Origin of the sequence: Methylobacterium terricola, from assembly GCF_006151805.1 — a bacterium.
GTDB classification, from domain to species: domain Bacteria; phylum Pseudomonadota; class Alphaproteobacteria; order Rhizobiales; family Beijerinckiaceae; genus Methylobacterium; species Methylobacterium terricola.
Map to the genome: position 1 here is coordinate 18,656 of NZ_VDDA01000031.1, position 13,448 is coordinate 32,103.

Annotated in this window: 14 protein-coding genes and 1 pseudogene; 10 read left to right on the plus strand and 5 right to left on the minus strand. The window is 68.2% G+C overall.

Features of this window, described 5'->3' with window-relative positions; translation table 11 throughout:
- Nucleotides 1-3: 3 nt before the first annotated feature.
- Nucleotides 4-576: a prolyl-tRNA synthetase associated domain-containing protein gene (locus tag FF100_RS31395; RefSeq protein WP_139039967.1), complete on the plus strand. Its 573-nt coding sequence runs from the start codon at nt 4-6 to the stop codon at nt 574-576.
- Nucleotides 577-973: 397 nt separating this feature from the next.
- Here FF100_RS31395 and FF100_RS31400 read toward each other — a convergent pair whose 3' ends face one another.
- Nucleotides 974-1,846 (minus strand): NAD(P)-dependent oxidoreductase, encoded by an 873-nt coding sequence (locus FF100_RS31400; protein WP_246102588.1) that lies wholly within the window; start codon nt 1,844-1,846, stop codon nt 974-976.
- A gap of 254 nt (nt 1,847-2,100) precedes the next feature.
- On the opposite strand from FF100_RS31400, the gene FF100_RS31405 reads away from it, so the two are divergent.
- From FF100_RS31405 to FF100_RS31415, 3 genes are all read left to right on the plus strand, one after another.
- Nucleotides 2,101-2,955 carry a transporter substrate-binding domain-containing protein gene (locus FF100_RS31405; protein ID WP_171070405.1) on the plus strand — a complete coding sequence of 285 codons (855 nt, stop codon included), beginning with the start codon at nt 2,101-2,103 and terminating at the stop codon, nt 2,953-2,955.
- A 65-nt stretch (nt 2,956-3,020) separates the two neighbouring features.
- Entirely contained in the window at nt 3,021-3,674 is a 654-nt protein-coding gene (locus FF100_RS31410; protein WP_205825101.1) for an amino acid ABC transporter permease, read from the plus strand.
- Nucleotides 3,668-4,453, plus strand: a complete 786-nt coding sequence (locus FF100_RS31415) for an amino acid ABC transporter ATP-binding protein (protein WP_139039970.1) — start codon at nt 3,668-3,670, stop codon at nt 4,451-4,453. The genes FF100_RS31410 and FF100_RS31415 overlap by 7 nt, the downstream gene beginning before the upstream one ends.
- A 21-nt stretch (nt 4,454-4,474) precedes the next feature.
- Here the strand turns inward: FF100_RS31415 and FF100_RS31420 are convergent, their stop codons facing one another.
- Both FF100_RS31420 and FF100_RS31425 read right to left on the minus strand, forming a co-directional pair.
- On the minus strand, nt 4,475-5,191 hold the full coding sequence (locus FF100_RS31420; RefSeq protein ID WP_205825103.1) for a histidine utilization transcriptional repressor HutC: 717 nt from the start codon (nt 5,189-5,191) through the stop codon (nt 4,475-4,477).
- A 73-nt stretch (nt 5,192-5,264) separates the two neighbouring features.
- A complete protein-coding gene (locus FF100_RS31425) occupies nt 5,265-6,485 on the minus strand; it encodes a CaiB/BaiF CoA transferase family protein (RefSeq protein ID WP_342779039.1) in 1,221 nt (406 codons plus the stop codon).
- A 327-nt stretch (nt 6,486-6,812) separates the two neighbouring features.
- Between FF100_RS31425 and FF100_RS38140 the strand changes: the two genes are divergently transcribed.
- The 5 genes from FF100_RS38140 to FF100_RS38730 all read left to right on the plus strand — a co-directional run bounded on the left by FF100_RS38140 (nt 6,813) and on the right by FF100_RS38730 (nt 10,748).
- Entirely contained in the window at nt 6,813-7,352 is a 540-nt protein-coding gene (locus tag FF100_RS38140) for an aspartate/glutamate racemase family protein (RefSeq protein WP_246102590.1), read from the plus strand.
- Nucleotides 7,321-8,226: a polysaccharide deacetylase family protein gene (locus FF100_RS31435; RefSeq protein WP_139039974.1), complete on the plus strand. Its 906-nt coding sequence runs from the start codon at nt 7,321-7,323 to the stop codon at nt 8,224-8,226. The genes FF100_RS38140 and FF100_RS31435 overlap by 32 nt, the downstream gene beginning before the upstream one ends.
- Before the next feature lie 122 nt (nt 8,227-8,348).
- Nucleotides 8,349-9,287, plus strand: a complete 939-nt coding sequence (locus FF100_RS31440) for a polysaccharide deacetylase family protein (RefSeq protein WP_139039995.1) — start codon at nt 8,349-8,351, stop codon at nt 9,285-9,287.
- Nucleotides 9,206-10,420, plus strand: coding sequence for a M20 family metallopeptidase (locus FF100_RS31445; protein WP_205825106.1), 1,215 nt, complete (start codon nt 9,206-9,208; stop codon nt 10,418-10,420). The genes FF100_RS31440 and FF100_RS31445 overlap by 82 nt, the downstream gene beginning before the upstream one ends.
- Before the next feature lie 163 nt (nt 10,421-10,583).
- A complete protein-coding gene (locus FF100_RS38730) occupies nt 10,584-10,748 on the plus strand; it encodes a hypothetical protein (RefSeq protein WP_425463373.1) in 165 nt (54 codons plus the stop codon).
- Here FF100_RS38730 and FF100_RS38150 read toward each other — a convergent pair.
- Nucleotides 10,700-11,153, minus strand: a pseudogene (locus FF100_RS38150) (transposase family protein); the annotation flags it as partial. The gene FF100_RS38730 and the pseudogene FF100_RS38150 sit on opposite strands and share 49 nt — an antisense overlap.
- A gap of 189 nt (nt 11,154-11,342) precedes the next feature.
- Nucleotides 11,343-12,482 carry a LysR family transcriptional regulator gene (locus FF100_RS31455; RefSeq protein WP_246102591.1) on the minus strand — a complete coding sequence of 380 codons (1,140 nt, stop codon included), beginning with the start codon at nt 12,480-12,482 and terminating at the stop codon, nt 11,343-11,345.
- On the opposite strand from FF100_RS31455, the gene FF100_RS31460 reads away from it, so the two are divergent.
- A complete protein-coding gene (locus tag FF100_RS31460; protein WP_139039976.1) occupies nt 12,458-13,411 on the plus strand; it encodes an agmatinase in 954 nt (317 codons plus the stop codon). The two genes, FF100_RS31455 and FF100_RS31460, sit on opposite strands and share 25 nt — an antisense overlap.
- Nucleotides 13,412-13,448 lie beyond the last annotated feature (37 nt).

Genomic DNA, 13,448 nt, shown 5'->3' on the forward strand with positions numbered 1-13,448 from the left:
CCCATGTCCGAGACCTGCGTGCCCGAGAACTGCCTGCCCGAGACCTGCCAGCCCGAGACCCGCTCGCTCTTGAGCCCCGATGACCTCCTGACCCGCCTGCGCGGGCGCGGCATCGCCTACAAGCTCTTCGAGCATCCGCCGGTCCTGACGGTCGAGGCGATGATGGCGGTCTGCGGCGGCATCGCCGGCGCCCACACCAAGAACCTGTTCCTGCGCGACAACAAGAAGACCTACTTCCTGGTCACGCTCCATCACGACGCAGCCGTCGACCTCAAGGCGTTCCGGCCGGTGCTCGGCGCGAAGGGCGGCCTGTCCTTCGCCAGCGCCGACGCCCTGCGGGAGCAGCTCGGCGTCGAGAGCGGCGCCGTCTCGCCGCTCGCCGCCCTCAACGCGGCCCCGGGCAGCGTGAAGGTCTTCCTTCAGGACAGCCTGCTCGACGAGACGCGGATCAACGTCCATCCGCTGGTGAGCACCCGCACCCTCAACCTGGTCCCGGGCGACCTGATGGCCGCCCTGCGGGAGGAGGGACACGAGGTGACGGTGTTCGCCCTGCCGGAGGGGCGGGCGGAGGCTTGACGGTCGATCCGACCGGATCCGCTTCCGACGAAATCGCGCCTTGCCCGGCGGGCGCGCGTTACCGCTCAGCCCCGCCCGACCGGTGGGCCGACACGAGCGTCGGCCGATCGGCCTGCAACGTAGCAGTCCGTCTGGGAGCCGGCAGCGTCGCGGTCGCTTGCGGCACTCCTGCGAGGTGCATGGTATCGGCACCGAAGCGGACCCCCACCAAGCATTTCCCCTCAACTATCGATCTTAAATGAGACAAATGGCCCCAAGCGGGGTCCTGATCGGCGCCGATCGGGACCCCGCCTTGAGTGACATTTCCAAGGTAGCGTCAGGGGCTTGTTCCTGACCCGGCCCGGGTTCCACGTCGGTGTCGATCCACATGCCGGGCGCAGGGAGAGGCGATCATCGACTACAACGAAGGCACCGAACCACCTTCTGTCTGCTGCAGGAGCCCGGAGATGTCGCTGTCTCCACCGCCGGAGCGCTCGAAACGCGCAAAGAGGTCGTAGGCGAGCTCGGCCAACGGCAGGGACAGGTTCTGGCCCTGCGCGATCGTCATCGCGGTCCGGAGATCCTTGACGAAGGTGCGGACATGGCCGCCCGGCTCGAAGTCGCGCCGCAGCATGCGGTCGCCGTGAACCTCGAGGACGCGGCTCTCGGCGAAGCCGCCGCGCAGAGCCTGGCGGACCATGGCGGGGTCGGCCCCGTAGCGCCGGGCGAGGACGAAGACCTCGCTCAAGGCTCCGATCGCCGTGGCCGAGAGGATCTGACTGCAAAGCTTGGCGAGCTGGCCCGATCCCGGAGGACCGACGAGAGTCGGGCGGCCCATCACGCCGAGCAAATCCCGCGCCTTCGCGAAGGTCGCCTCCTCGCCACCGACCATGATCGCGAGCGTGCCGTCTTCTGCCCCGCCGGGACCACCTGAAACCGGAGCGTCGAGATGCGCGACGCCCAGCGCGGCCAGCCGATCATGATGGAGGCGGGCGGCCTCCGGCGAGATCGAGCTCATGTCGACGAGCACCGCACCCGGCGCGAGCGCTCCGGCGACGCCGTCCTCGAACAGCACGCGCTCGACGACGGGCCCGTTCTCGAGGATCACCAGCACCACGTCCGCTCCCGCGACGGCCTCGGCCGCCGTCGCGGCGAAGCGGGCTCCGGCCTCGACGGCAGGGGCCGTCTTTCCGGATGTGCGGTTCCAGACCGTGAGGGGGTAGCCGGCACGACGCAGGCGGATCGCCATCGGCGAGCCCATCAGTCCGGTGCCCAGGATCGAAACTTGCATCGGGGCCTCCATGCGTCACGCCCGCGCGACGCCGGCGAGTTGACACGCCTCCGATATCATACATACATGTATATATAAGTCTGTCATAGGTATAACGCCCCTAGGGGTACGAACTCCCTCGATCCGATGCGGCACGGGCGGAGCTGCCTTGGCCCGGGGTCGGTCCCCGCCGGTCTTCCTCTCCGGCCGGTGACTGGCGAGCACGGCGGCACGCACCGACGCTCCACTCCTGTTTTCTCTTGATGGGTGATCACATGGACGCGCTGAACTTGGATCGCAGAGACTGTTTCAAGCTTCTGGCAGGCCTTGGTCTCGGCCTCGCAGGCTCGGCCGTTCCGGCCGTCGCCGCACCGCTGACGCTCGATCAAATCAAGAAGAACGGTTCAGTGAGGATTGGATGCGAAGCGGCTTACCGCCCCTTCACTTTTCGCGATCAGGGAAAGATTGTCGGTTATGACGTCGACCTCGCCGAGATTATCTACAAGCCGCTCGGCGTGAAGTGCGACTTCATCGACACGGCCTGGTCCGGCATCGTGCCGGCTCTCTATGCCGGCAATTTCGACGTCATTCACTGCGCGATGACCTACACCAAGGAGCGGGTCGGGCGCGTGGCCTTCAGCATCCCCTACGCCGAGGCGACGCAGGAGATGCTCATCCGCGCAGCGGACGCCGGCAAGGTCAAGGCGGTCGAAGACATGTCCGGCAAGATCCTCGGCGTGAAGCTCGGCTCGGCCGGAGACACCATGAAGACCGCCCTCGACCAGCGTGTTGCCGCCAAGGCCGGCAAGGGCTTCTCCGAGGTGAAGACCTACGATGACCACCCTGCCGCCTACCTGGCCCTGGCACAGGGCTCGGTCGACGGCGTCATCAACACCTTGGCGACGCTGACCCAGGTGCTGAAGGATGCCCCCGGTCGGTACGCGATCATCCGCAACGTCGGGCCGATGACGTGGTCGGGCATCGCGACCCGCAAGGACGAGAAGGATCTGATCGGGTTCGTCGACCAGCGCCTCGCGCAGTTGAAGGCGGGCGGCGAACTCTACGCGCTTCAGGAGAAGTGGTTCGGCACGCGCATGCAGCTCGCTGAGGCGATCCCGAGCTTCTCCTGATCCTCGGGCGCGGCGGCCCCTATCGCCGCGCGGCCCCTCCCATCCCCTCATTGCCGGGACCATCCATGGGCATCGATTGGGAATCGATCGAGATGGCGATCCCCCTCCTGGCCGTCGGCGCGATGACGACGCTGAAGATCTCCTCCCTCGCGATGGTGATCGGCGGGATCGGCGGGATCGTCCTCGGTCTCGTTTCGCTGAGCCATTGGAGGGCAGGCCGCTGGTTCGTGCGCGGCTACGTCGATTTCGTGCGCGGGACGCCGCTCCTGATCCAGATCTTCCTGGTCTTCTTCGGCCTGCCGGTCCTCGGCCTTCGGCTCGGGGAGTTCTGGGCAGGAACCCTCGCCCTCTCCTTCAACTGCGCAGGCTACGTCGCCGAGGTCGTGCGCGGCACGGTCGGCAGCGTCGAGAAGGGGCAGACCGAGGCGGCACGCTCGATCGGCATGACCCACGGCCAGATCCTCGTTTATATCCTTCTGCCGCAATCGCTGCGCCCGATGATCCCCGCCCTCACCAACGATCTCGTCACGCTGGTGAAGAACTCCTCGCTCCTGTCGGTCATCTCGGTCTACGAGCTGACGCGCTCGGGCCAAGCGATCATTGCGGCACGCTTCGTGCCCTTCGAAATCTTTGCCCTGCTCGCCATCTACTACTACGTGATCGTCTCTGCCCTGACCTATGCGTCGAGGCTGGTGGAGCGGAGGTTGCCGTCATGGTGAGCGGGAGCAAGCCGCTCCTGACGGTCGAGGGCCTGTCCAAGAGCTTCGGAGACAGGCAGATCCTCAAGTCGATCTCCTTTACGGTGATGGACGGAGAGACGTTCGTCCTGATCGGTCCCTCCGGCTCCGGCAAGACGACCGTCCTGCGCTGCCTCAATCGTCTCGAGGTGCCGGATGCGGGCGATATCCGCCTCGGCGACGAGCCGGTCGGCTACCGCCTCGTCGCCGAGTCCCACACGCGCGAGGCGCTCTCGGAGGCGGCGCTCGCACGCCAGCAGCGGCAGTTCGGCTTCGTGTTCCAGCGCTTCAACCTGTTCCCGCACCTTACGGCCCTCGACAATGTCGCGGTCGGGCCTCATCGCGTCCTCGGCCTGTCGAAGGCCCAGGCCCTCGAGCGGGCCGCCACCGAACTCGAGCGCGTGCGGCTCGGCGCCCATCTCGCCAAGCGCCCCTCGCAGCTCTCCGGCGGCCAGCAGCAGCGGGTCGCGATCGCCCGCGCCCTCGCGATGCGTCCGCGGCTCATCCTGTTCGACGAGCCGACCTCGGCGTTGGACCCGGAACTCGTCCACGAGGTCCTGGACGTGATGCGCGCCCTCGCGGCCGAGGGCATGACGATGATCGTCGTCACCCACGAGATGTCCTTCGCCCGGCAGGTCGCGAACCGCGTCATGGTCATGGCGGACGGGCTCGTGGTCGAGGAGGGACCGCCCGAGCGGATCTTCGGCGAGCCGCGGGACGCGCGCACGCGCCAGTTCCTCACCCACGTCCTGAACCGCTGACGCCCGGATCCGTGGGGGGCCTCAGCCGCGGTTGTCGTCCCCGGTCAGGCTCACCCGGCTGACGATGCTGTAACGGGAGCTCGGATGCAGGAAGCGCGTGATCGTCGTCACGACACCCTGGACCCAGGTCGTGCGCCGAATCAGCAGGCAGGGGTCGGAGGGCGGGATGTCGAGCAGCGCCGCCTCCGCCTCCGAGGGCAGGACCGCCCGCATCTCGTTGGACGCCTCGGTCGGCTGGGCGATCGCCTGGAGATAGTCCGTCGTCGACCCGCGCGCGAAATCCTGATGCAGGAAATCGGGTGCGAAGGAGGGCAGCACGGCGCGGTCCTCGATCTGGACCGGGCTGGCATCCGCACAATAGACGATCAGGCTGCGGAACAACGGCTCGCCGGGCGTGATCCCCATCTCGCGCGCGACGCTCGCGGGCGCGCTCACGCGCGCCAGCTCGATCACGCGGATCTCAAGCGACTGGCCGCGCTCGCGGATCTCGTCAGCGATGTTGTGGATGCGGATGAGGGTCGCCGCCGCCCTCGGCTCGGCGACGAAGGAGCCGACCCCGTGGACGCGCTGCACGACGCCGCTGGTGGTGAGCTCGCGCAGGGCCCGATGGACGGTGAGGCGTGAGGCTCCGAGTTCAGCAGCGAGTTCGTTCTCGCTCGGAAGCTTGTCGCCCGCCTTGAACGTCCCCTGCTCGATGCTGTCGAGAACGTGGTGCTTGATCCGCTCGTAGAGCGGCACTGGGCCTGCCGCCCGGGATCCTACACGACGCTGCATCTGGTCCCGGGCCGAATCGTCGGTCTCGCCTGTCCGCTCAGACCACCCGCTTAGCACGCAACGCGTCGATCCGGGAGGCATCGAGAGCGAGGATCTCCCGCAACACCGGCTCGGTGTGTTCCCCGAGCAGCGGCGGTGGGGCGAGGGGCTGCGCCGGGGTCTCCTCGAACCGCACCGGCTGCGGGACGAGCCGGATGTCGCCGAGCGTCGGATGGGTGACGGTCCGCACGAGTTCCCGATGCCGCGCATGGTCGCTCGCCACCACCGCGTCGAGCGTGAGGACGGGCGAGGCGGGGATGCCCGCCTCATCGAGCAGAGCCACCGCCGCTTGTACGGAAAACGTGCCCGACCAGGCCTCGATGATATCCTTGAGGGCCCGGTCGTTCCGCTTGCGGTCGGGGTCGGTCAGGAAGCGCGGATCGGAGATCAGGTCGGACCGCCCGATGGCCGCGCAGAGCTTGGCGAAGAGGGCGTCGTTCGCGACCGCGATGATGAGCATGCCGTCGGCGGCGCGGAAGCTGTCGAGCGGTGCGCTGATCGGATGCGCGTTGCCGATCGGGCCCGGCACCTCGCCGGCATACAGGAATTGCGACAGGCCCGTCACCAGGAGCGAGAAGATCGAGTCGACCATGGCGACGTCGATCCGTTCGCCCTGGCCGGTCCTGGCCCGGCGATGGAGCGCGGCGCTGATGCCCCAGGCGGCATAGAGGCCGGCCGTGATGTCGCCGATGGACTCGCCGACCCGCGTCGGCGGGAGGCCGGCATGGCCGTTGACGCCCATGATGCCGCCCACGGCCTGGGCGATGATGTCGTAGGCCGGCCGGTGCGCGAGCGGTCCCGCCTGCCCGTAGCCGGAGATGCTGACATGGATGAGGCCCGGATTGATCGTCCTGAGGCTCTCGTGGTCGATCCCGAGCTTCGCCGCGACGCCGGGCTTGAAGTTCTCGATGACGACATCGCAGCGGCAGGCGAGATCGCGGATGAGGACCTTGCCCTCCTCCGTCTTCATGTCGACGGTGATGCTCTTTTTGCCGCGGTTGATCAGGAGGAAGAACGCGCTCTCGGTGCCGATGCGCGGCGCGAAATGGCGGGCATCGTCGCCGCCCTTCGGGTTCTCGACCTTGATCACTTCGGCACCGGCATCCGCCAGCATGGCGGTGCAGAAAGGCCCTGCCAGCATGCGGGTGAAATCGAGGATACGCACGCCGGAGAGGGGCGCGGAACCTGCATCGCGTGTCTCGTCGAAGGCCATTGCCATCCCCGCCGCCGGTCTCATAGAGACATGTATATATAAGCTGGGAGGAGGAGCAAAGCATGGTGTTGCCCGGCGCCGATCCGAACGGCCCCGCTTCCGTGTCCGGCCCGCCCGCCTCCCGGCCCGGTTACGATCTCGTGGTCACGGGAGCGACGCTCCTGACCGGCGTCGCGGCGCGGCCCGTCATCGACGACGCGGTCCTCGCCGTGTCGGATGGTCAGTTCGTTCGCGTGGAGCCCGCGGTGGCGGGCGGGCCGCCTGTGACTGCCGCGAAGCGCCTCCATCTGCCGGGGCGGGTGATCACGCCCGGTCTCGTGAACGTCCACACCCATGCCACTCTCAGCATGGTGCGCGGCGTCGCCGAGGATCTCGGCTTCGCGCCGGCCTACACCCCCGGCTGCGGCCCTGCGCGAGGTTGCCGGCCTACCGGTGATCGGTCCGGGGGCGAGCGCCGTCCATCTGGCGGCGCAGTTCGGCGACCGCTTCGGTGTGCTGTCATCAGAGCCGACGCCGACGGGGCTGCACGCCCGCTTCCGCGCCCTCGGGGTGGCCGACCTGTTCGTCTCCGAGCGCATGGTGGGCTGCTCCGTGCTCGATCTCGCGCGACGGCCCGACAAGGCGCTCGACCGCATCGTGGCGGCCGGCAAGGGCTGCCTGCAGGACGGTGCGGACATCCTGGTGCTCGGCTGCCTCGGGATGGGCTTTCAGCGAGGGCTCGTCGCACGGCTCACGGAGAACGTCGGCGCGCCCGTCATCAACCCCGTTGTGGCCGCGCTCAAGACGGCCGAAGCCGCCCTCGCCCTCGGGCTGACCTCAACGCGGCCGGAAAGGAAGACCGATGACAGCGTCGTCTCGCTCGAAGGCCGGTGAAGGCGGTGCGCGACCGCCTCTCGACCACCTGGTCGAAGCTGTCCGGCGGAACGAGGTCCGCTGTCGGCCGATCAAGGGCCTGACATGGCCGGACGGGAACAGGATCGCCGTCAACGTCACGCTCGACTTCGACGCGATGCTGCTCCGGCGGCTGTGGAACGAGCCCACTCTGCAGATCGCGAAGGGAGAGTTCGGCGGGAGGGTCGGGATCTGGCGCCTGCTCGAGCTCTTCGACGGTCATGGCGTGAAAGCCACCGTATTCACGCCCGGACGCATCTGCGAACTCTACCCCGACGTCCTGCATCGAGCCGTACGGGCCGGGCACGAACTCGCCGACCACATGTGGGAGCACCACGTCCCCGAGGACCCGGCCCTGGAGGAAGATCACCTCCTCAAGACCGTCGCGGCGCTGGAACGCATCGCCGGGCGAAGGCCGGTCGGGACCCGCAGCAGCCACACGCAGGCACTGCTCAAGCGGGAAGGCTTCATCTACAACTCGTTCAGCTCGACCCATCACGGACCGTACTATCTCGACGCCGTCGACGGCGGCAGCACGCTGGTCGAGCTTCCGTTCCACCATGCGATCGACGACGCGATGTACTTCAGCTTCGGCTGGATGGGGACCAGGACCGAACAACAGAGGTTGATGGACGTCGACGAGGTGCTCGAATACTGGTGGGGCGCTTTCCAGGACCAGTACACGCGCGGCGGCTACCTGAACATCCTGATGCACCCGTTCGTCTCCGGGCGGGCGCTGCGCGTCGACATGCTCGATCGGCTGATCACGCGCATGAAGACGCTGCCGGGCGTCTGGTTCCCCACCTGCGAGGACGTGGCCCGCCACTGCGTCGCCCACCATCCGGATCGCCTCTAACGCCGTTCGCCCGTGCGGACCTGCGCTGGCCCGCCACCGCATCGTCCGCTTGAATGATTCCATCGCGGGTTTACGCTGCAAATCCCGGCAATTATCTTCGCGACATCCGCTTAGGATCGATGATGCCTTGGAAGCAAGACTACACGATCTCCGATGAGGTAGCGCTCGCCGATTCCGAGATACAATGGCCGGACGGGCGGCGTTGCTGCATCTCGATCGTCGTCGACCTCAGTGTCGCATCCGGCCCGGCCGGCATCACGCCGGATGATCTCTCGCAGCCGAGCTCGCGTTTCGGGATGGGTGAGGGCCTGGACCGTCTCCTCGCGACGCTCGACCGCTTCGGACGTCGCGCGACCTTCGTGGTCCCGGCCGCGATGGCGCGGGTCTACGGCGCACGCGTGCGCGAGATCGTCGAGCGCGGCCATGAAATCGCAGCCGGCGGCTATCTCCATGAAGATGTGACCGAACTCCCGCGCGCCATCGAGGCCGACCGGCTCCAGGCGACGACCGAGATCCTCGCCGACGTCACCGGCTCGAGGCCTGTCGGCTGGTATTCCCTGCCCCGTCCGGGCGACGCCTTCTCGGTGGGCACCGTCAGCCCGAACACGATCGACCTTCTGATCGACGGCGGGTACCGGTACTTCGGCAATGGCCTGGCGGACGACGCGCCCCATTACTGGGTGGCCGATTTCGACAGCCGCCGCAGCCTCCTCACTCTGCCTTACTACTATCATTTCGATGATCAGTACTTCCTCATGTTTCCGGCGGCCGGGACCGGGCTGGAGCGGCTCGATGCGCTCGAACGGAACTGGCAGGTCGAGTTCCGGGCCCAGTATCGCCGCGGTCGCTATTTCGGGATCACGCTGCATCCGAGAGGAATCGGCTGGGGCCATCGCACACTGGCGCTGGAGCGGCTGCTCGGCACCCTTGCGGCCCATTCCGACCTTTGGAACGCGACCGGCGCGGAGTGTGCGGACCATTGGGCACGCACCATGCCGCCGGAGACCAAGCTGCGTCCGAGCCCCTCCATCTGGGTGGACTATCCCGGCAGCAGGAGCTGAGGCAGGGCATCATGAGCCTTCATCCTGACCGCTACGACGCCGAGGGCATCCTCTCGGGCCTGCTGCGCTGGGTCGAGATCGACACGCCGACCGGGGAGGTCCCGGGCATGTCCCGGCTCCTGGACCGCGTGGCCGGGGACTTCGCCCCGCTCGGAGCCGCCATGACGCGCATCCCCGGCCGCGACGGGCTGGGCGACCACCTGCTGGTCCGCATGCCCTGGGGATCCGGACCGGGGATCCTCTCCGTGGCGCATCTGGACACCGTCTGCGTCCCCGGCACGGTCCGCACGGGCCGCGACGGCGAGCGCTGCTACGGACCCGGCATTGCCGACATGAAGGGCGGCGCCTTCCTGACCCTGGAGGCTGCCCGCCGCATCGCGGCCCTGCCGGGCCAAGCCCCACTGCCGTTCACGGTTCTGTTCACGTCCGACGAGGAGATCGGCTCGCCGACCTCGCGCGACGTCATCGCGGATCTGTCGCGTGACGCGCGCTTCGCGCTGATCGCCGAGCCGGCGCGGCGGGACGAGGTCGTCACGGTCCGGAAGGGCCGTGCCAAATACCGCATCGACGTGACGGGTCGCGCCGCGCATGCGGGCTCGGCGCATGGGGAGGGCCGCAGCGCCGTCTCCGAACTCGCCCGGCACATCGTCGCACTCGACGGTCTGACCGATGACGGGACCGGCACGACGATCAACGTCGGCGAGATCGGCGGCGGCACCGCGACCAATGTGGTGGCCGAGCGAGCCTTCTGTCACGTGGACCTGCGCTTCTCCGACAACGCCCTGGGGGTGGCGCTCGACCGGACGATCCACGGCCTCAGGCCGATCGGGCGGGACATGCGGATCACCGTGACGGGCGAGATCGAGAAGCCCTGCCTCGAGCGGTCCGCCGCGACGCTCGAGCTGTTCGAAATCGCCCGGAGGCTGTGCGCGGAGGCGGGGATCGCCCTCTCGGAGACCGGCAGCGGCGGCGGGAGCGACGGCAACTTCACCGCGGCCTACGGGGTCCCGACCCTCGACGGCCTCGGCGTGATCGGCAACACGTGGCATTCGCCCGACGAGCACATCGTCGTGCCTGCCCTCCCACGCCGGGCCGCCCTGATGGAAGCGCTTCTCCGCGAACTCGGCCGCTGACGAGAGGTATGCGATCGGTTGACGACGTCGTGATGGGCCGTGCGCACCACGGCCCACGCAGAGGCCGAAGCAGGCCGTTCGAGGCTACGGCAGCAGGCCAAGCCGGAGCCCTGCGCCGGCGGACAGTTCCGCGCCTGCTGCGGCGGCCAACGCCCTCGATGGCATGAGCCGGGCGGATGCGGCGCGGGCCGCTGGCCTCGAGCGTCAGGCGCTGTGCGAGGCCGTCCAGCGCTTCAACGCCGAAGGTCTCGCCGGTTCGATCAACCGCCCGGCCGGCCCCGCTATGTGCACCTCGGCGAGGTCGTCGGGGAAGCCGCCGAGCGGGTAGACTTTGACGCGGGATCGCTTCGGCTCACCATCGACATCCGGCAGGCGGCTGATGCCGTGGCGCTGCCGACATCGATGCAGCGACAGGCGGGTCAGGTGCGGGATGGTAGCCTGGAGCGCGTAGAGACAAGCGTCGAGCGGCGGCAGCGGAGGGCGCCGGAAGGCGACAACGATCGCCTCCTCGTCGGCCGACAGGACGGTACCGTCGAGCGAAGCTCCTTGGGGCCGGTGCGCTGTGGTTGGCGACCGAGTTGCGCCGCGTCCACTTGGCCACGGTCGTCGGGTCGATGCCGTCGCGCTTGGCCAGCGCCCTCAGGCTCGCTTGACTATGCTGGATCGCGCGGCGGACTGCCTCCGTCGTTGTGGCGCTGCCGTGACGCCCCCGTCCCCTGGCACCTCCCTCCACACCGGGGTGACGAGTGCACCATCAAACCAGGGGATCAAACATCAATGCGGGACCCCGTCCAGCGTCGGGGCATGCCGGGGGCAAAGGTCGGGCGAGCGGTGTCGGGCTCGGCGAGGCGCCGGCCGCCCTGGAACCCCTCGCACCGGGCGCCTCCCCGTCGCCCTGGATCGGGACCGACGCCCGTCGGGATCACGAGCCGGACCGCGCCCTCCCCGGGTCGGCAGAGGATGCGTCCGCGGCATGCGCGGCGAGGAGGATGTCCTTCATCAGATGGCCGGCGCGGGACAGGGGGCGGGCTACGCCGTGGATGAGGGAGAAGTCGAAGCCGTAGCTCCATTCCTCGGATTGCGGCACCTCGACCAGCGGCTTGCTCTGCGAGAGGGAGCGGGCGAGGTGCGTCGGCAGGAAGCCGATGCAATTGCCCGCAGCCAGGAGCGTCGCGACGGCTTCGAGGCCCAAGGCTACGACGCAGCGCTCCGCACCGAGCCGGTTGGCCAGGGCGAGGCTGTGCCGGTCGCGGTCGCGCGTCACGACGGCGTAGCCGCGCCCGACGAGCGCGGCAGCGTCGGCCTTGGGATCCACCGGCGCCGCGGTGTAGAGCTTGGCCTCCTCATTGAACAACCAATGCGTTTCCAGACGCGGATCGGCCAACGAGGGACCGCCGATCGCCATGTGGAGACGGCGCGTCAAAAGGTCGGCGGCCAGATCTACGGGCGGCCGCACCGAGATGTGGAGCTGGACGGCGGGCGCCCGCAGGCGGAACTGCCGGATCGCCTCCGTGATCTTCGCATCCGAGTTCGTGAGGCAATTGTCCGCAAGCCCGAGGGCGAGCTGGCCGATCACGACGTCATGCGTGCTGTTCAGCTGGTCGCGGACCTGATCGAGAGTGTCGCAAGCGGTGATCGCCGCCTGCAGGGCGGCCCGGCCCAGCTCGGTCAGCTCGAACCCGGCCGGGCCGCGCAAGCAGACCGCGCCGCCGAGGCGGGTCTCCAACGTCTGGACGTGACGGCTGATCGTCGACCGTTCCATCCGCAGCCGCGCCTCAGCCGCGCTCAAGCCACCGGATTCGGCGACGGCGCGAAAGATGCGCAGCAGACGCAGATCGCTCTCCGTGATCTCGGAGACCAGCGCAGCTTTCCTTGCTGCCATGTTGCATTCCCTACAAGCGAGGTTTCGATCTTTGCGCCTATTCCGCAGCATGTCACCGGGATAGACTCGCTTCTTGTTGAAGAGATGTGCATCTAGTGCTGAAAAATAATACACTGAGCACAAAATTTCGACCGTAGGACGAGAAAAGGGCGCCGATGTCGCTTCCTCTGACGCAACCAAGCCATCCAGGTCACCCGAGCTTCCTGTGGTCGCCCGTCCATACCGACCTCGACACGCTCGACGCGCATATCGCCTTCCTCGGCATTCCCTACGGCAGCGCCTACGAGCCGCACGCCATGTCGAACGACCAGAGTCGCGCGCCCGATGCCGTCCGCCGGGTGACCGACCGGGTGTGCCGCAACCTCGAGCGCTACGACTTCGATGTCGGCGGCCCGATCTATGACGGCCGGCCGATCAAGGCGGTCGATGTCGGCAACGTGCCGTTCGACATCCACGACCGCACCTCGCATGTCGCACGGGCCGAGACAGCGGTACGCAAGATCCTCAAGGCTGGGGCGATGCCGATCACGATCGGCGGCGACCATGCGATCCCGATCCCGATCTTCCGCGCCCTCGAAGACCACGGCCCGGTCACGCTGATCCAGGTCGATGCCCACATCGACTGGCGCGACGACGTCAACGGCGTGCGCGACGGCCTGTCGAGCCCGATCCGACGGGCCTCCGAGATGCCGCATATCGGCGACATCTTCCAGATCGGCATCCGCGCCCAGGGCAGCGGGCGCCCGGAGGAGGTCGCGGCGGCGCAGGCCTACGGCGCCACCATCATCCCGGCCTTCGAGGTCCATGACGGCGGCATCGAGGCCGTCCTGGCCCGCATCCCCGATGGCGGGCGCTACTACATCACCATCGACGCGGACGGGCTCGACCCGAGCGTGATGCCGGCGGTCGAAGGTCCCGCCCCGGGCGGGCTCAGCTTCCATCAGGTCCGCAAGCTGATCCACGGGCTCGTCGCCAAGGGTCGCGTGCTCGGCATGGATATCGTCGAGATCACGCCGTCCTCGGACGTCAACAACATTACCAGCATCGTCGCCGGCCGGCTGATCGTGAACTTGATCGGCGCGGCGGTGCGCGCGGGGTATTTCGACTGAACGCTTCAACTTCTTCTTGCGATCCGGGCGCAGCCCG